Raw genomic sequence first — 17,198 nt, forward strand, 5'->3', positions numbered from 1 at the left:
GGACGTCACGCCGGGCCGACACGTCAGCGCAGGCCCAGGATTTCGCGGGTGGCTACGCCGTTGGAGGCGGTGTCGATCGCATACAGCGTGGACACCCCCTGGGTGGTCGACGCCTGCATGGTCACGTAGGACTGCTGCTGGTTGTTGGTGGCGTTGTGCGCGGCGTTGGACAACGCCTGGCTGGTGGCCACGAACAGGTTGCCCATTGCGATCGCCGGTGCATCACCGAGCACCTTGGTGTTGACCTGCGAGACCGAGTCGGTGATCTGACTGTTGACGGCGGTGGGAAATGCCATGGTGGAAGCTCCTTGGGTGGACAGCACTACAGGAACGGAGATTGCCGGCACTTAGCAGACTCAGCCGAGAATCTTCCGGGTGGCGGCGCCGGTGGCGCCGGTATCGACGGCGTAGAGCAGGGCAACGCCCATCGTGGTCGCGGCCTGCGCCGTGACGTACATCTGCTGCTGGGCGAGCGTTGCGTTGTGGGCGGCATTGGCCAACGCCTGAGCGGTGGCCTGGTACAGCGTGCCCATCGCCGTGGCCGGCGCCACGCCCAGCACCTGCAGGTTGGCCTGGCTGACCGAATCGGTGATCTGGTCGTTGACGGCCGTGGGAAATGCCATGGCTCAGCTCCTTGCCTGCCGGCGCATCACGCGCCGAGAATCTGCTTGGTGGCCACGCCGGTGGTGGCGGTATCGATGGAGTACAGCGTGGCCACGCCCATGGTGGTGGCCGCCTGCGCGGTCACGTAGGACTGCTGCTGGGCGTTGGTGGCGTTGTGCGCGGCATTGGCCAGCGCCTGCGCGGTGGCCTGGTACAGGTTGCCCATCGCCACGGCGGGGGCGTCACCCAGTACCTTGGTATTGGCCTGGGTGACCGAATCGGTGATCTGGTCGTTGACAGCGGTCGGGAATGCCATGTCGTGCTCCTTTGGGTTGGCGGGTCAGCTACGGAACGACGGATCAGGAGCCCAGCCCGCGCACGCGGGTGCTGAGGATTTCCTTGCTGGCCACCGCGGTGGTGGCGGTATCGATCGAGTACAACGTGGCCACGCCCATGGTGGTCGCCGACTGCGCGGTCACGTAGGACTGCTGCTGCGCGTTGGTGGCGTTGTGGGCGGCGTTGGCCAGCGCCTGTGCGGTGGCCTGGTAGAGATTGCCCACTGCCACGGCGGGCGCATCGCCCAGCACCTTGGTKTTTGCCTGGGTGACCGAATCGGTGATCTGGTCGTTTACCGCGGTTGGAAATGCCATGTCCTGCTCCTGCGTAAAGGTGGAAGTGCGTGGTATCCAGTGTCACGGTGCATGGTGCTGAACTGCCTGTGCCTCACCGTGGTGCCAGAGTAGAAGGAAGCGCTTCGGGCGGATTGGTGGAATCGACGGAGAATGCGGCGGAAATGGTGTGAAGATCGGGGCCAAGATACGGGCGGATTGCTGGTTTGCAGGGTGTTTCGATGGGGGTGCATCGGCACACGGCGCGGCCCCGTCACGCGCAGGCTCAATCGGCGGGCAGGCCTTCGATGTAGCGTGCGATCGCCGCATACCAGTCGATGCTCTGCGAATCCGGGCGGCCGACCGGTGCGGGTTCCACTGGCTGGCGCACCCCCAGCAGGGAGCAGAGATCGGCCTGCGCCACGACCTGCAGGCGCGACAGCTCCCAGTCCACCACCGATTTCGACGCCGGGCGCCCCATCCACTCGGGGCGCGGCGCCAGATTGAGGTTGAGGCGTGCGGCCAGTTCATCCAGGTCGATTTCCGGTGGCGCTGCAAAGCAGGCCAGGTAGAACGCCACACGGCCCGGGCGGTAGCCGAACGCAACCGAGCGTTGCATGACAAAGGCCGGGTCCAGCGCCACCCCGGTTTCCTCGAAGAATTCACGCCGGGCTGCTGCTTCGGCAGACTCGCCATCTCCCATCGCACCACCGGGCAGTGACCATTGTCCGGCCTGATTGACCGTTGCCTGGGGTTGTTCGGAGGCCCATTTCTTCAGCGCCTGCTGGGCCGCGGCAATACGCCCGGCAAGACCTGCATCCGGCCAGACTGTGATGGGTGGGGTGGCGAGTATCCGACGGCCTGCAAACCCAGCGGCCTGCGATGCGCGGTCCACGGCCGTGAGTACCGAGGGCATGGCATTCTGCAGTGCCTCGACGCTATCGATGCCCAGCGCAGTCTGGACCTCGCCAACCGCGGTCGCCACCGCGGCAATCGCAGTGGCTTTGTCGAGCTTTGTGCTCCATGCGGTCCGCGCTGCGACATGGGCGTTCACCAGCAGGTTGATGGCAGCCACGGTGGAGGGTCTCCTCTCCGGTGCGGCAAGCGCGGTATTGAGCAGGACAGCGGCCTCCATCACCAGGACGGGTGCGGCGATGGCGCTCCACCAGTTGTTGGTGGCGCGTTTCCGGGCGATCAACCATTGGCTGCCGGATCTTACGGCGGCATAGGCCTGGGGCATCGGTGTTCTCCTTCGTCTGGGGGGGCGGTCAGTTGTTGCGGTGTTCGATGAGATAGCGCGCCGGCTGCACCGGTTTGCCGTCGGCGCCGGTCACGATCGGCCGGTACAGCGTGTCGTAGCGTGCTTCCCATGACGGAACGCCTTCGCGTTCCAGGAAGCGGCGCTGCTCTGGTGGAGGCAGGTCGACAGGCCCTGGCACCGGAGGCAGCGGTTGGCCGAGATCGGTCAATCGATCGGCCAGTTCATCGGCGACAGCCTGGATGCGCAGGGTCAGCGCCGCACGGGCATGACGGCGGCGGAAGTAGTCCAGGTCGTTCCAGTCCACATCCGCGCGATCGCGCAGCCGTTCCATGGCTGTGAGCACATCCCAGTCCTGGAACGCGGTGATCCAGATGGTGGGATCTCTCAGTACCGCGGGCAGGTTCAGTACCGCCCATTGGTAGGTGGCCAGATCCTGCGTGCGCAGCACATCCAGCAGCGAGGCTTTCAACCATATGCCGGTCAGGTCCTTCAGGCTGCTGTGATAGGGCGCCCAGTCACGCTGCGCCGGCGTCAGCGTGCCGCCCTGGTCCGCGTCAATGGCCTGGGTGGAGCTGGCGTCCCAGGCTGCACGCTGCATTTCCAGTTGCAACGGCTCGCTGAGAGCGGCCATGGCACCGGTGAGCAGCTTGCTTGAAACCAGATAGAGCACAGCGCATCGCGGTAGCTGCACCGGGTCGAAGGCGTGCGCCGTATCCAGGTCCTGTACGTTGAAGATGTAGCCACAGCAGGCGCGCAGGAGAACGTGCCGCCAGTACCAGTGATTGAGCTTGCGGTTGTCGCGCTCGGTGATGCAGGGAGGACGACCGAGACCGGTGAGCAGTTCGCTGTACCGCGGCATGGCTGTCTTGCGCAGCATGTACAGGTAGTACCCGCAGAGGGTCATGGGCAGGTTCATCTGCGATGAGAAACCGCTGGACCAGAACTTGCTGTACTTGGCGAGGATGATCTGCCGGGTGTAGTCCGGCCAGGGGTCCTGCTGCAACTGGAGGCGATAGCGGGCGGCAGGAATGTTGATGCCGTCGTCAACGTTGTAGAGATTGACCTCCTCGTTGACCCGGTTCCAGTCGGCGTACTCGCAGCTGGAGGGTGCAGGCTGCTGTGCGGCGTTGTCCTGCTCGTGCAGGCCAATCAGGCCAGCATTGGCCGCGTCTGTGAGGAGGGCACGCAGGCGCCCCTGGAAGCGTTCCGCCCAGCGGTGGAAGAGGCAGGCCACGATTGGTGTGCCGGCATCCATCGGCGGGTCCTCCATCTCCATGCCGCTGTTCTGCGGCGGCACGGTGACCGCGACCGAGTCGCGCAGCGCCTGAACCAGCTTGGCCTTGAACGCGTACGCTGCCTCGATGGTGCTGAAGTGCAGGGGCGGGCTGACAAGCTCGAAGGTGTGGTCTGAATCGGATTCGATCATCCATGGGCCGTTCTCGCCCAGATCCAGCTTCGTGGTGTTCTTCCAGGGGATTTCTCCGGGTCTGAGGAGGGCGGCGGTCACGTGGGTGAAGGCGAAGATCGAACTGTCGTGCGTACAGAACTCGATCTCCATGCCGTAGGTGTTCCACGGAATGGCTTCGCCGCCCTTTCCTACGGTGATGTTGTTGAGGATCAAGGCTTCCGTCGGACTCGAGTCCTGCACGGTCCAGCCGATGATGTCGTTGCGGATGATGTTCAGCATGGAGCACCCTGCGCGGCGCGAGGCCCGGATTGGCCGGCTCAGGGGCATGCTAGAAACGGGGAGACTGCGGGAATCGGCAGAATCGACGCGCAATGCGGTGTCATTGCGTGGATCTGTGCCAAAGCGGCGGAATCAACGACGGCGGGCCGCAGCCGCGCCGTCGCCGGGCCAGGGGCGCTAGAGCATGTACGGGATCTTGAATGCCAGGGTGAAGTCCGGGGCATCCGGGGTCAGCCCGATGCCAAGCAGGGTCACCAGGGTGGTGTGCTGGTTCAACGCGTAGGTCACCCCGAGATTCAGTGACGCTGCATTGGCGTCGCTGCCGATCACCTTCGTCCACTTGCCGCCCTGGAAGCGGGTGGACGCGCGGGCGCTGATGCGGTCGCTGAAGGACAGGCTGAGGCTGGTGCGCTCGTTGAACGCGAAGGCGACACCGGCGCCGAAGTACACCGATCCACCCAGCTTCACGTCGCCAGGATTCACCGTGTCCGGGTTGCTGTCGATGTCGTTGAAGCCGCGCGGGATCGAGTGCACATAGCCGATGTTGGCGAACAGGATCGCCGGATCGACGGTCTTGACCATGGAAAGGCCCAGGTTGGCCTGCCACACGCCATTGCCCGTAGGTTGCTCGCGCGGCACGGCGAAGCGGATGTAGTCATCGTCATCGCGTTCGATCACCTTCCAGTCCAGCCCGTAGGGCGCGCGCCCGGTGGGTGCGGTCACCCCGGCCGTGAGCACCGTCTCCGGGCGCCAGCCCCGTTCGCCGAACAGCCGGTAGTTCGCACTCAGGCCGATATCGCCCAGGCCGTTGCCATTGGTTTCCTCCTGCGCGATGGCGGCCGCCGCGCCACCGGCGCCGCCCTTCTGGTAGACCGTGCGGCGGGCGAGGTAGGGCACGTCCAGATTGAGCGTCAGGTTCGGGCTGACGCCCCAGCGGGCCGCCACGTTGTAGGTGAGCGAGTCGGATTCGACGTTTTCGATGGCGATGTTGCCGAGGAAGATGGCGTCCAGCGCGAGGAAGCCGTTGAGCGTGAGCTGCTTGCGGTCATAGCGCGCGTAGGTGAGGCTGTTTTCGATGGTGAAGCGGCGTGAGAACAGGGCCGATTGCTGCTGCTTCACGTCGTCCACGCTGCGCCGCGACTCCTGCTTGGCCTGCTGCGCCTCCGCCGCCGTGCTGGCGTAGCCCTCGCCACCCGGTGGAACCGCTGCACCGGTTTGCAGAGTCGAGCCATGCGCGACTGCCGTGCCCGATGCCGCCGTTGCCGGCCCGGTGGCACCCGTGCGGCCACTCAACCGTGCCTGCATCGCCTGCACCTGCATGTCCAGCTCGCGCAGCCGTCGCACTTCCTGGGCGTAGTTGGCCTTCAACTGCTCCAGCTGGTTGGCCAGGGCCTGCACGTCGGTGCTGTCGTCGGCCGTGGGCGGCGCGGCGAAGGCGGTTCCCGCCAGCGCCGCCAGCGCCAACGGGGTGATCCTCAAAAGGGTGTGCATGTTCGTGTCCTGCGTTGTGGAACGCTCCCCCCAATGCCGCGCCCTGCTACTGGCCCGGCCCCATACCGCGGTTCAGCGCAATCGCCTGGGCCACGTTCTGGCTCAAGGGCAGGTTGCCGCCCACGGAATTGCGTACCAGCTCCAGCCTCAGCTGATTGCTGGCGGTCTGGCCATCACCGGCAAGGGCGATGCCCTGACCGACGCTGCCATTGCGGATCCACTGCTGCACCAGGCCCTGGCCATCCACCTGCAACAGCAAGCGCGCCTGGTTGCCTTCCAGTACGGCGGTCGCGCGGGCGCCGGATTGCTGTGCAGCGGCGGCGTGACTGCCATCGGAAGGCGCACCTGGCACGCTGCCGTCGCGGACGGTCAGCGTGGCGATGTTGCGCGCGGCATTGCCGTCGCCAGCCACCTGCACGCTCTGCACCAGGCCGCTGGCGTTGGCCAGACCGCTGCTGTCGATGCTGCGTCCCTGGGTATCAGGCAGCGGTGCATCGGCCGCAGTGACCTGCACACTGGGCTGGAAGCTGAGTTTGGGCGTGCCGCCGCCGCGGAAATCCATGCCGAGGGTCAGACTGCCCTGCAGGGTCGTGCCGTTGCTGGTCTGCCACTGCGACACCATGGTGACCCCGAACCAGGCCACGCTGTTGCCGCCGACGGTGTAGCGCCCTCGCATCAGGCGCAGTTCCGGGTCTGGAATTTCCGTGAGGCCACGGCCGGCGGTGCCCTCGGCAGCCTGCAGGGGCAGGGCGGGGGTCACCAGCAGCAGGGCCATCCATATGCGTTGACGAAACATGTTCATGCCTCCTCAGAACAGATCGGCGTGGCTGAAACCGAAGTCGACCAGTTCGGCATCGGTGATCGGCCCCTGGCGCGCATAGAGGGCGCGGGCACTGGGGCGCTCGCTGGGTTGCAGAAGCACGGTGTTGCGATCGAAATCGCTCCCGATCACCACGAACACAGCACGTGATGGCCAGGCGGCCAGAAACTCCGGCAGGGCCAGGCTGCGGTTTCCAAGGATGGGATCGGCTACTTCGACCACGCCGTCGCGTACCTGCTTGAGCACCACGAAATGGCGGAATCCACGCACGTCCATCAGCACCAGCCCCGGCACGCGGAGGGTGCGCAGGCGCGTTTCGTCGATGCGATAGCCACGGCCGCGCATTCCCAGTGATTCCACATAGCGCTTGATGTCGAGCAACGAGAAGCCGCGCTCGGCCACCAGCGCCGGGTCGGATACCCCCATCATCCCTTCGATCACTGTCGCCTCATCGGTGTCCAGGTGATAGGCGTGGCGCAGGATGGTCGCCAGTGCTGCCGCCCCGCAGCTGTAGTCGGTGTGCTGGCGCACTACGTTGCGGTAGCGCCGCTCCTGCAGACTCTCCACCTTCTGCTGAAGCAGGGCGCCATTGGTCAGCACGCCGGCAAAGCGGACGTCACCCGCCCAGGCGGGTGTGCTGCCCAGCAGCAGGCAGGCCAGGAGGTGCACCAGGACAGAGCAACGGGTCATCACGTTCTCCGGCAGCAGGGGGGAGCCCCTGTCCCAAGGGGGAGGAGGAACAGGGGCTCCCGGGGACCCGGCCATTGGCGGACGGCCGGGGTGTTGCGCTTACTCGCCGCTGCCGCCACCGCCGCCGGTGCTGGGCTGGGCGACTGCCAGGGCCAGGCTGTTGGCCTGCAGGTTGCCGGTGCCCGCAGCCACGTTCACGCCGATGTTGCCGGAGGCGCCGGAGAAGGCACTGCCGGACAACGCCGAGGTGTTGGTCGCGTTGACGTTCACCCAGCGCGTGGTGGTGACCGTGCCGCTGAGGCTGGCGTACAGGTCGGCCACGCCCAGCTCGACGAACTGGCTGGTGCCACTCTCACGCGTATCGAAGCCCAGGCCGCCCACCCCTGGGCGGTTGGGGTTCATCGTGGCGTTCTGGATCTCGTTGTCCAGGTCGATGTGGCCAGTGCTGTTGCCATCCGGGTGTGGCAGATCGCCACTCCAGGTGTCCAGGTAGTAGTTGGCCATCTGGTAGGCGTTGCCGGTGCCGCGATAGGTGCCCGCGCCGTAGGCCAGGGTCAGGCCGCTGACGCCGCCCCGCATCCCGACCTGCACGGTGTCGGTGTAGGACTGCACGAAGCCGGCATTGCTGACCGTGTTGCCGGTGGAGACCTGGTTGGAACTGATGCTTGACTGCGCCATCGCAGTGGTGGCGACCGAGGCCGCGAGCGCGTTCTTCTGCTCGTTGTTGTTGCCCGAGGCAATGTTCACCCCGATGTTGCCGGACGCACCACCGAAGGCATTGCCGCCGAGCCCGGCGGCGTTGGTGACGCCGGAGTTCATGGTGGCATTGCCGAAGCCCGCCTGGTTGACGAATACCTCGGCATCGGCCATGCCGAAGCTGAAGGACGCGTCGGCCGCCGACAGCGATGCCGCATTGTCCTGGGCGTTGTTGTCACCCGATACTACGTTGAAGCCGAGGTTGCCCGAGGCGCCGGCACCGACACTGTCGGCGATGGAAGCGCTGTTGGTGACCAGGCTGTTGCTGGTGAGGTTGTTGCTGATCGACTGGCGGTTGTCGATCACGGCAATGGCCGCAGAGTCGAGATCGATGTCGCCGGTGATGTTCGGGTCACCGGAGAAATCGATGTCGGTGCTCAGCCGCAGGTCCTTTTCCAGGTTCACGTCAACGCCGTGATTGTTCTTTTCCTTGCGCTCGTCGGCCTGGATGTTGCTGTGCTTCTGCACGTTGACATTGACGGTGCGGTTGCGCACGTCGTTGTCAGTGTGGTTGTGCGTTTCGTTGCGGGTCTCGCTGACGGTGTGGTTGTGGTTGATGTTCGCATTGGCGTTCTGGTTGTCCCAGCCATTGGCCGCAGCGGCGGTCGAGGCAGTGGCAATCGCCATGGCGAGCATGGTCTGTTTGACGGTCGCTTTCATGGTGCCCTCTCTCTCATCAGGTGGTGCATCGGTTGGGTGGTTGTCACGGGCGGTCCTGCACGACAAGGCCCAGTACATTGGCCGTGTCGTTGCCGTTGCCCGCGATCTGATTGAGTTGCAGGACCCCGTCGAATCCCCGCAGCGCGGTGTTGGCTACACCGGCACTGCGGGTGCCCGAAGCAACGCCGCGACCGGCGTCGTCCCGCCCCCCTGCCAACGCGAAACCTTCGGCGGCCAGGGCCGAATCGTCGGTTTCGCGTATGCCCTGTCGCGCCAGCGCCGCGCTGACGACATTGAGCGTCGTATTGGCGATGCCGCTGGCCTGGTTGATCGATGCGATGCCACTGGCGCCCGCCAATGCGTCACCGCCGATGAGAGCGGCGGCATGCAGCGGCCCGGACAGCACGCGGTTGCCGTGCTGCAGTTGCCGGGCTGTGATCGCCACATCGGCGTGATCACCCTTGGCGATGCCGTGCAGGTTGGCCTGCAGGTTGAGGTCGCCTGCGGCCTGGTTCACGGCGATGGCGCCGTTCGCGCCGGCCAGTGCGCGGCCGTCGATGCGGGCCACGTCGAGGTAGGCGAGCATCCCGCTGTAGTCATCGGCATGCACTGTCCAGGGCAGTGGGCCGAGCAGCAGAAGCAGCCAGAGCGGGCGCTTCATTTTCCACCGGCCGGGGCTGTGCCCTGCAGTGGGAACTGGCCGAGCGCGCCGCGCACGGTATCGGCAATACCACGCGTGCTGCTGCCAACCGCGCCGAGCGGGCCACTCATGGCGCCACCGAGGTTGCTGCCGATCATGCCGTCGCCGCTGCGGCCGAGCGTACCGCCCAGGGCCTGCTGGGTGACCCGTTCAACGGTGGTGCCGCCGGTCGCTGCGGGGGAGTTGGCCTGACCGGCGCCCATGCCGGCGTAGTCCTCATCGCTGAGCTCGTCCATTCCGTTCGTGCCGCCGCCGGCCCCCAGCGCGGCGGCGATCTCGCGCTGCGGTTTCGGGTCGGCAATCAGGGCAATGCCCGGAGGGGCCATGCGATAGGCTGGACGCGCGGACACATCACGCAACAGGACAATTTCGCCCGGTTGCGGCTTCACGCCTTGGCGTGCGCCCGAAGCGGCTGCAGTTCCGGGCAGCAGCAACAGCAGGAAGGCCAGGAGAGCGCCAAGCCCGCGAACAAGTGGGGTGATACCGTCCATGCCGATCTCCCGCGATGGGTGCGGCGGAAACACGCATCAACCGTGCCAACATCAAGATGCCCACGCGACAGCGCCCGAACGAAGCAGTGGGTATCCAGGCTGGTGCCACCGTGTTACAGGCACGTCGGGGAACTGTCGGGGTTTCGCAGCCCGAGGCTGCGCGGGGCAAGGGCGCGGCCGGACTGTCGCATTGCTGTTACAGCCCGCAGCGCGGACTGCAACGGTGCCGCTTCAGGCAAGCATTCCTTGACGCGCCAGTCATTGCGCCGCCGTTTAGGGAAGCGCTAGGATCCGCCCAACAAGGGCTGCCCTGGCGGCCGTAGAGGTCCCGGCGGGGGGCGGCACGCCGGTGATTGGCTGACAGTCCGCCGTCGGTGTCCGGATGCTGGGGGAAGCATGGCAGCGGTCCCGGAGGCTTCAACGTCACGTTGCGTGCTCTGGTTTGGCGAGCCGTTGGCGAACGAGCGCAGTGCGCTTGCGGCGGCAGGCTGGTATGTACGCAGCATCCGTCCCGATCCCGCGATGGCGATTGGCCTGCGCGGGCGTGATCGATTGCTCGCGGTGCTTGACCTGCGTCACCTGGATGCGGTGGCACTGCAGCTGCTCGCATCGTGGATCGAACAGCACCAGCACCTTCCGTGGCTGGCTGTGCTGCCGCCGGGTGCAGTGATCACGCCGCCGGCGTGGCAGCCGCTGCTGCAGCGATGCGTCGCGCGCTTCACACTGCCATTTGGACTGCAGGACCTGGTCTGCGCGATGCGCCAGCAGTTCGATGCGGATGATCCACCTGTCGAAGAAGCGTGCAGTGGGCAGGGTCCACGCGCATTGATCGGCGAAAGCCCCGCGCTGCACGCCGTACGTACGGTCCTGCACAAATTTGCTCCGGTCGAACTTCCAGTCCTGGTCACTGGCGAAACCGGTACGGGCAAGGAACTGGCCGCGCATGCGCTGCATGCGTTGTCCGGTCGCGCGGGCAAGCCGTTCATCGCCGTCAACTGCGGTGCGATCCCGGCCAACCTGGTGCAATCGGAGCTGTTCGGTCACGAGCGCGGCTCGTTCACCGGTGCCGACAAGCGCCAGATCGGTGTTTTCGAGTCGGCCCGCGGCGGCACCGTCTTCCTGGATGAAGTGGGCGACCTGCCGCCAGAGGCACAGACCAGCCTGCTTCGCGTGCTGCAGGAAGGCACCTTCGAGCGTGTCGGCAGCAGCCAGCCGCTGCGGGCGGACGTACGCGTGCTGGCCGCCACCCACGTTGAACTGGAACATGCGGTGGCACAGGGCCGGTTCCGCAGCGACCTGTACTACCGGCTCAACGTGCTGCGCCTGCTGATGCCCCCGCTGCGTGAACGCGGTGCCGATGTGCAGCTGCTCGCCGGGCATTTCCTGCGCTGCTTCCGGCTGCGGCACAGCGTGCGCGCGCGTGGCTTCACTGCAGGCGCGCTGCAGGCCATGCGCCGCTTCGATTGGCCCGGCAACGTGCGTGAGCTGCTGAACCGGGTCCAGCGCGCGGCGATCATGGCCGAAGGTGAACTGATCAGCGAACGCGACCTGGAACTGGGCGCACCTCCGGGGACCCTGCCGGGGGCGATGCTGCACGATGCCCGCGGCCAGGCCGAACGCGATGTGCTGCTGCAGACGCTGCGCCAGACCGGCTACAACGTCTCCGAGTGCGCACGGCAGATGCAGATCTCGCGGGTGACGGTGTATCGCCTGTGCCGCAAGCACCGACTGGAGCTGCCTGCACAGCGCTGATCAGCGTGCCGCCACGTGCTTGAACAGGCGCAGCGGTTTTCCCGGAAGGCGCTCGATCACGCCCTTGGCCTCCAGATCAAGCTGCACGGCCTTCAACCACCAGCCAGCGGTGGCACCTGCCGGGAACAGCGAGGCGGGCAGGTGCGGCAGCAACGCCTGTTTCGCCTGCGCAACGGTCAGGCCTGGGGGGGGCGCAGGCAGGACTCGCAGCAGGGCCTGACGCATGGCCATGTACTTGGCGCGGTCCACGCGCTGGATATGGTCGGGCGTGGTGAAGCTCTCGATCTCGATCCGATCGGGCTCAGACATGGGTATCCCCCGCAACCTCGATGCGTGGGCTGCGCAAGCCCATGGCGATCCACGCCTTCATCAAACGGGCATGGAACCGCAGTGAGCGGGTCTGCAGGTTCGGCACGTCGTCGGGAAGGACAGAGGCATCAGGAAGATCACTGACCATCGTCCGCATCTCCACGGCGGGTCTTGCCGATGCCGGCCACAGCAGACCATACAGGCTCAGCCAATGGCCGCCGCTGAACTCCAGGAAGACCGGCGTATTGCAGCAGCCTGCCAGGACGCGGCGGCTGCCGCCCCTGCTGGACAACCGCAACGCGCGCAGCATTGCATGCCCGGCATCGATGCTGACGCGATCCTTGCGGTGCATTACGAAGAGCGTCTGGCCATGCGGGCCCAGTACGTCGGGTGCTCCGGGCATCGACTGCAGGGTGGTGCCTGCCGTGCGGCAGCTGTCGCAGCAGCATTCGACGGTGGCAATGGGGTGCCCCGTGGTGGTCAGGCGGACCTGGCCGCAGGCGCAGGCAAGGGACTGTTGAGAGGGCATCTGAAGGATTTCCTGGGGTACTCGTCCATTCGACGAACCGGGGTGCCGGAAATCGACACCATCCGCCTTCAAGGGCGCTTCATCCGGTAGCGGACGCGATACAGGTCCAACCCTGCACCGTCCGCGCGCCGCGCCGAGTAGGTGAGCGTGTCGGGGTGCGAACCATCCAGCATCGCGCCGTAGCTGTCGCCGGAGGCCTCGTTCAAAGGGGCGGGCAATGCACGGCCGGCCTCGTAACGGCCGCCACGCTCGTAGGCAATGAACTGGCGCACCGGTGCACCGCCGAAGTCGAGAGCGCGGGCAAACACCACCGTTCGGCCGTCGCCCAGGAACGTGGCATCGAACTCCTGCGCTGCGGTATTGAGGTCTCCCGGCAGCGGCTGTGCGGGCTGCGCCATGCCGTCGTTCATTGCAGCGGCATAGAGGTCATGGCCCCCCGCACCGCCTGTGCGACTACTGGAAAACAGCAGCGTGCCTGCATCCGGCGACAGCATCGGCGCGAACTCGTCGGCCGCACTGTTCACCGCGGGACCAAGATTGACCGGCTCCCCGAATCTTCCGTCGCTCCCCACGCTGACCCGGTATAGATCGTCACCGCCGTGGCCACCTGCACGATCCGAACAGAAGTACACCACGCGCCCATCGGCGGAAAAGGCGGGATCGAAGTCACGTCCCGGCGTGTTGAACGAGACCGGTGTCGCCGGCCGCCAGCGCTGCCCGTCATGACGCGAGACCCAGATGTCATATCCGCCGGGGCCGCCGGGCCGGTTGCGGCTGAACCATAGTGCGGTCTTCCCGTCTGGGCTCAAGGTCAGTCGAATCTCGTCGTACTGCGTGGATGCAACGCCCTGGGCAAAGCGTTCGGCGGGGCCGACGATCCGAAGGCCCCTTGCTGGAGACGCGGGAGGCGACATGGAAGCCAGCAGCACCATGGCCAGCAGCGCCTTCATGCCTGTCGCTCGAAGTCGCTGACCCAGTTGGTTTCCCAGCTGCGCCCACCATCGGTCGAAGCCGCCTGTTCCCAGCGCGCTGAGCGCGAGGTGACGCGTGACCAGATCACGCGGGTCTGGATCGCTCGTCCGTCGTGCTCGTCCTCGCCGAAGAAGCGGCCGACACCTGCCTCGAATCCACCGCGCAGTGGTGGGCCGATCCGGGTCGGCTCCCGTCCATCCAGCCACCAGCTGAGCCAGTGGCGCTCCGCCGCATTCCATGCACGGATGCCCATGCCACGCAGCGGCGCTCCAGGCACATCCATCAGGTTGTCGCCCACGTTGCCGAATCCTCCCAGCACCGGCCAGTTGTGCAGGGTGCCGTTGAACAGGTCCCAGGCATCGCTGCCTGCCAGTCGAGCGCGCAGGCGACGATGGCGCACGTTCCAACGGCCCACCAGGAAATCAAAATCACGCGGTGCATCCGGCAGCCCCGGAAGCGGAGAGGGGACCGCAGCAGTGCGCCTGAACTCATTGCGCCAGTTCACTTCCCAGTGCGCACCGGCATCGTTGGAGAACGCCTGTTCCCACCACGGCTCCTCCCCGTGGATGTCATGCCAGCGGAACCACACGTCGATGGATCGCCCGTCGATCCGGTCGGTGCCGCGGAAGCTGCCGGCACTGCCCTCGAAGACGCCGCGCACGGGGGCTTCGATACGGGCAGGGTTGCGGCCATCGATCCACCAGATCGACCACGTGGAAGACACCGGATCGAAGGCACGCACGCCGAGGCCCCTGTAGGGACCCGAAGGCAGCGCCATGACGTTGTCATCGATGGTGCCGAGCCCGCCCAGGGTGAGCCATACCGCGCTGGAGCCGGTGAAAGATTCCCAACGGGTATCGCCCACCAGGCGCTCCTTCAGGCGTTGGTGCCGGACCTGCCAGTTGCCCTGCAACCATCTCCAGTCTTCGCTGTGGCTGGCCAGGGCCCGCCCGCTGGGCAGGGCGCTGCACGCCGCCGCCGCGGCCAAGGTGACCAGGAACTGCCGTCGATCCATGTGCGTGATCCCCTTTCGAAGGTACCTCCATCGTTGCGGGTACCAGGGGGATTGACCACGCAGATATCGGGGCTCAGGCTAAGTCACACTTATGGTCACCCAACGCCAGCTTCCGTCGCTTGCCGCCATCCGCGCCTTCGAGGCAGCGGCGCGGCTGGGCAGCTTCGCGCGTGCCGCCGAAGAGCTCGATACCAGTGCGGCATCGGTGAGCTACCACGTGCGGCGGTTGGAGGCCCAGACCGGTACCTGCCTGTTCCTGCGCCACGCACAGCATGTGGAACTTACGGTGGCGGGTGCCAGCGTCGCGCAGGAGGCGACCCGGGCATTCGATGCACTGCGCGCCAGCTTCATGCGCGCCGCCGACATGGATGCGACGCGACTGCGCCTGTCCGTACTGCCAACGCTGGGCACCAGTTGGCTGACGCCCCGGCTGGGCACGTTCCGCGCCCGCCACCGGCAGTTCGTGCTGGAACTGGACCTGTCGGCAGAACCACAGGATCTGGCCGCCGGTCACTTCGATGCCGCCATCCGCAATGGCTGCGGCGAATGGCCGGGTCTTCAGGCTACACCGCTGTTTTCCAGCGTTTTCACACCGTTGTGTGCGCCGGCGCTGCTGCCGGCAGCCCGTGGGCTGGGCAGCACCGGGCTGGAGGTTCCGTTGCTCGGCAGGCCCGACTGGTGGGCCCTGTGGTTCTCCGCACATGGTGCTGTTGCGCCGCCGGCCGAAGAGAGCTTCGTCACCCCCTTTGCGGTGGAGCATCTGGATGTCGGCGCCGCGATCGCAGGGCAGGGCATCGCCATCGGTTCCCCCATTCTGTTCCAGGCCGAGCTGGACAGCGGGCGCCTGGTGCAGGCGCATCCGGGTGTCGCCAGCGACGGTCGCAGCTTCTGGTTCGTGGCACCCACTGCGCGGAGTGGCAGCGCCAAGGTCATTGCATTCCGTGACTGGCTGGTCGAGCAGGCCAGCGAGGCGCGCCATGCAGCCCGCCACTACCTGGCCCAGGCGGTGATGCCATGAACCAGAGCCCCGAACTGCTGCGGCGCCTGCTGCGTGCCAAGGACCGGATGGATCGGGCCAGCCATGAGGAATGGACAGTCACGCGCCTGGCCGAGGTCAGTGCGGTGTCGCCGGCGCATTTCGCGCGCTCGTTCAAGCAGGCCTTCGGGCTGCCACCGCACCGTTACCTGCTCAGCCGGCGCATCGAACGGGCCGTGGCGATGTTGCGCGACACCGACCTGCCGGTCACCGAAATCGCGGCGCAGACCGGGTGGAGCAGCCTGGGTACCTTTGGTCGCATTTTCCGTGACATCACCGGTGACAGCCCCGGCAATGTGCGTGAGCGTGAGCGTGCAGGCCGGGTGGCGTCGGCCAGCGTGCCGGAATGCCACACACGCGCCGCGCAGCGCCCGGACCTGAAGATCGCAGTTTTGGAGAAGCGTCGCCGCGAGGCGGTTGTTAACGTGGACCCCACCTGAGGGAGGTCCCATGACGAATTCTGTGAACACGGTCGGCCTGTATGTGCGCGACCAGGATGAAGCACTCGCGTTCTACGTCGGCAAGCTCGGCTTCGAAGTGCATACCGATGTGCGCAATGGCAGCTACCGCTGGCTGACAGTGCGCAGCCCGGGCCAGGCTGGATTCCAGCTGGGCCTGTTCGTGCCAGGCCCACCCACCCACGATGCCGCTACCGCGCTTTCACTGCAGCAGCTGGTGGCCAAAGGCGCAATGCCGCCCCTGGTGTTGGCGGTGGATGACTGCCAGGCGCGTTACACGCAATGGCTGGCACAGGGCGTGGAATTCACCCAGGAGCCGATCGAGCGCTATGGCGCCGTCGACGCCGGATTCCGCGACCCATCGGGCAATGGGTGGAAGATGATCGAAGCCCGCTCCGAAGCGAGGCGCCGGCAATGAGCCGCGGTGGCTGGGCGCGGCCCGTGCACCGCTGGACCTCGATCGTGTTCACGCTGGCGGTGATTGCGAACTTCGTAGCACGCGGGCTGGGGCAGGGCGAGCCTGCGGCGTGGATCACCTATTCGCCACTGCCGCCGCTGTTCCTGCAGCTGTTCACCGGGTTGTACCTGTTTGCGCTGCACTACACAGGAAAGCGCCGCAGCGCCGGGCAGGGCGCTGCGGGTTGACGCAGGGTCAGGCGGCAGCGTCGGCGGCGTAGGCCGCCAGCAGCGCGGGAAGATCTTCCATGCGCTGGAAGATCACCTGGGCACCGGCCGCGCGCAGGGCTTCGGGCGTGCTGTGGTGCGGGCCACCCTCACTGAAGCCGAACACGGTGGCGCCTGCCGCCACACCGGCGGTCGCACCGGTCACGGTGTCTTCGATGACCGCGCAGCGCTTCGGATCCACGCCCAGCGCGGCAGCGGCCGCCAGGTAGACGTCCGGGTGCGGCTTGGTGTTAGGCATGTCCTGGCCGCTGTAGACATGGTCGCCGAAGGCATCGAGGATGCCGACCTTGCCCAGCTGCAGCTGCACCTTGTGCAGATCGGCGCCGGAGGCACAGGCAATTCGACCACCGGTCGCCACCGCGATCGCATGCACCGCCTCCGGCGCGCCCTGGATCGCCTCCAGGTCACGCTCCAGGGCGATGTTGCGCTGCTGCCGGAATTCCTCCAGCCATTCCTCGGTGAACGGTTTGCCGGTGCGCTCCTCGATCAGGCCAGCCAGATGGGCCACGGACTGGCCGAGGAAGACTTCACCCGCCTGCGCAGGCGTCAGCGGCCAGCCGCGTGCGGTCAGCATCTCCGAGAGCACGCGGGCCACCAGCGGCTCGGAATCGACGAGCACGCCGTCGCAGTCGAACAGCACGGCATCGAAGGGGTAGGGGGACATCAACAGCTCCTT

At 66.5% G+C, this 17,198-nt stretch carries 22 protein-coding genes; 5 read left to right on the forward strand and 17 right to left on the reverse strand.

The genetic code is table 11. The features are described from left to right. Window positions 1–23: 23 nt before the first annotated feature. The 12 genes from D7Y61_RS03770 to D7Y61_RS03825 form a co-directional block, all read right to left on the reverse strand. On the reverse strand, window positions 24–296 hold the full coding sequence (locus D7Y61_RS03770; RefSeq protein WP_005416651.1) for a RebB family R body protein: 273 nt from the start codon (window positions 294–296) through the stop codon (window positions 24–26). A gap of 60 nt (window positions 297–356) precedes the next feature. After that, the gene (locus tag D7Y61_RS03775) at window positions 357–623 is read right to left on the reverse strand and encodes a RebB family R body protein (protein ID WP_006446865.1); all 267 of its coding nucleotides are present in this window, start codon (window positions 621–623) and stop codon (window positions 357–359) included. A 26-nt stretch (window positions 624–649) separates the two neighbouring features. Further along, complete coding sequence (locus D7Y61_RS03780) at window positions 650–919, reverse strand: RebB family R body protein (protein ID WP_005416649.1); 270 nt, start codon at window positions 917–919, stop codon at window positions 650–652. A gap of 43 nt (window positions 920–962) precedes the next feature. Further along, window positions 963–1,253, reverse strand: coding sequence for a RebB family R body protein (locus D7Y61_RS03785; protein ID WP_180865157.1), 291 nt, complete (start codon window positions 1,251–1,253; stop codon window positions 963–965). Between the two features lie 244 nt (window positions 1,254–1,497). After that, on the reverse strand, window positions 1,498–2,451 hold the full coding sequence (locus D7Y61_RS03790; RefSeq protein WP_180865159.1) for an NUDIX hydrolase: 954 nt from the start codon (window positions 2,449–2,451) through the stop codon (window positions 1,498–1,500). A 28-nt stretch (window positions 2,452–2,479) separates the two neighbouring features. Continuing rightward, entirely contained in the window at window positions 2,480–4,159 is a 1,680-nt protein-coding gene (locus D7Y61_RS03795) for a hypothetical protein (protein WP_180865160.1), read from the reverse strand. A gap of 177 nt (window positions 4,160–4,336) precedes the next feature. After that, window positions 4,337–5,650 carry a transporter gene (locus D7Y61_RS03800; RefSeq protein WP_180865163.1) on the reverse strand — a complete coding sequence of 438 codons (1,314 nt, stop codon included), beginning with the start codon at window positions 5,648–5,650 and terminating at the stop codon, window positions 4,337–4,339. Window positions 5,651–5,696: 46 nt separating this feature from the next. Further along, on the reverse strand, window positions 5,697–6,446 hold the full coding sequence (locus D7Y61_RS03805; RefSeq protein ID WP_180865165.1) for a hypothetical protein: 750 nt from the start codon (window positions 6,444–6,446) through the stop codon (window positions 5,697–5,699). Between the two features lie 12 nt (window positions 6,447–6,458). Beyond that, the gene (locus D7Y61_RS03810) at window positions 6,459–7,160 is read right to left on the reverse strand and encodes a C39 family peptidase (RefSeq protein ID WP_180865166.1); all 702 of its coding nucleotides are present in this window, start codon (window positions 7,158–7,160) and stop codon (window positions 6,459–6,461) included. Window positions 7,161–7,259: 99 nt separating this feature from the next. Then, a complete protein-coding gene (locus D7Y61_RS03815) occupies window positions 7,260–8,576 on the reverse strand; it encodes an adhesin (protein ID WP_180865167.1) in 1,317 nt (438 codons plus the stop codon). Between the two features lie 43 nt (window positions 8,577–8,619). Next, window positions 8,620–9,237 carry a hypothetical protein gene (locus D7Y61_RS03820; RefSeq protein ID WP_180865168.1) on the reverse strand — a complete coding sequence of 206 codons (618 nt, stop codon included), beginning with the start codon at window positions 9,235–9,237 and terminating at the stop codon, window positions 8,620–8,622. Beyond that, window positions 9,234–9,767, reverse strand: coding sequence for a hypothetical protein (locus D7Y61_RS03825; RefSeq protein WP_180865169.1), 534 nt, complete (start codon window positions 9,765–9,767; stop codon window positions 9,234–9,236). The genes D7Y61_RS03820 and D7Y61_RS03825 overlap by 4 nt, the downstream gene beginning before the upstream one ends. 396 nt (window positions 9,768–10,163) lie before the next feature. Here D7Y61_RS03825 and D7Y61_RS03830 point away from each other — a divergent pair, with 396 nt between their 5' ends. Further along, window positions 10,164–11,519 carry a sigma-54 dependent transcriptional regulator gene (locus D7Y61_RS03830; protein ID WP_180865170.1) on the forward strand — a complete coding sequence of 452 codons (1,356 nt, stop codon included), beginning with the start codon at window positions 10,164–10,166 and terminating at the stop codon, window positions 11,517–11,519. Here the strand turns inward: D7Y61_RS03830 and D7Y61_RS03835 are convergent, their stop codons facing one another. The 4 genes from D7Y61_RS03835 to D7Y61_RS03850 all read right to left on the reverse strand — a co-directional run bounded on the left by D7Y61_RS03835 (window position 11,520) and on the right by D7Y61_RS03850 (window position 14,344). Further along, window positions 11,520–11,828 carry a DUF6958 family protein gene (locus D7Y61_RS03835; protein WP_180865171.1) on the reverse strand — a complete coding sequence of 103 codons (309 nt, stop codon included), beginning with the start codon at window positions 11,826–11,828 and terminating at the stop codon, window positions 11,520–11,522. Beyond that, complete coding sequence (locus D7Y61_RS03840; protein WP_180865252.1) at window positions 11,821–12,357, reverse strand: hypothetical protein; 537 nt, start codon at window positions 12,355–12,357, stop codon at window positions 11,821–11,823. The genes D7Y61_RS03835 and D7Y61_RS03840 overlap by 8 nt, the downstream gene beginning before the upstream one ends. Window positions 12,358–12,425: 68 nt before the next feature. After that, a complete protein-coding gene (locus tag D7Y61_RS03845) occupies window positions 12,426–13,307 on the reverse strand; it encodes a TolB family protein (RefSeq protein ID WP_180865172.1) in 882 nt (293 codons plus the stop codon). Continuing rightward, on the reverse strand, window positions 13,304–14,344 hold the full coding sequence (locus D7Y61_RS03850) for a hypothetical protein (RefSeq protein WP_180865173.1): 1,041 nt from the start codon (window positions 14,342–14,344) through the stop codon (window positions 13,304–13,306). The genes D7Y61_RS03845 and D7Y61_RS03850 overlap by 4 nt, the downstream gene beginning before the upstream one ends. Before the next feature lie 91 nt (window positions 14,345–14,435). On the opposite strand from D7Y61_RS03850, the gene D7Y61_RS03855 reads away from it, so the two are divergent. From D7Y61_RS03855 to D7Y61_RS03870, 4 genes are read left to right on the forward strand one after another with little or no spacing between them, the layout of a single operon-like run. After that, a complete protein-coding gene (locus tag D7Y61_RS03855) occupies window positions 14,436–15,362 on the forward strand; it encodes a LysR substrate-binding domain-containing protein (protein ID WP_180865174.1) in 927 nt (308 codons plus the stop codon). Further along, window positions 15,359–15,820, forward strand: a complete 462-nt coding sequence (locus tag D7Y61_RS03860; RefSeq protein ID WP_180865175.1) for a helix-turn-helix domain-containing protein — start codon at window positions 15,359–15,361, stop codon at window positions 15,818–15,820. The genes D7Y61_RS03855 and D7Y61_RS03860 overlap by 4 nt, the downstream gene beginning before the upstream one ends. Window positions 15,821–15,830: 10 nt before the next feature. Next, entirely contained in the window at window positions 15,831–16,256 is a 426-nt protein-coding gene (locus D7Y61_RS03865) for a VOC family protein (RefSeq protein WP_180865176.1), read from the forward strand. Next, window positions 16,253–16,483 (forward strand): hypothetical protein, encoded by a 231-nt coding sequence (locus D7Y61_RS03870; RefSeq protein ID WP_180865177.1) that lies wholly within the window; start codon window positions 16,253–16,255, stop codon window positions 16,481–16,483. Before D7Y61_RS03865 ends, D7Y61_RS03870 begins: the two co-directional genes overlap by 4 nt. Before the next feature lie 7 nt (window positions 16,484–16,490). Here D7Y61_RS03870 and D7Y61_RS03875 read toward each other — a convergent pair whose 3' ends face one another. Then, on the reverse strand, window positions 16,491–17,186 hold the full coding sequence (locus tag D7Y61_RS03875; protein ID WP_180865178.1) for an HAD family hydrolase: 696 nt from the start codon (window positions 17,184–17,186) through the stop codon (window positions 16,491–16,493). Between the last annotated feature and the right edge of the window lie 12 nt (window positions 17,187–17,198).

It is taken from the genome of Stenotrophomonas maltophilia (assembly GCF_013464485.1).
Taxonomy (GTDB): domain Bacteria; phylum Pseudomonadota; class Gammaproteobacteria; order Xanthomonadales; family Xanthomonadaceae; genus Stenotrophomonas; species Stenotrophomonas maltophilia_AW.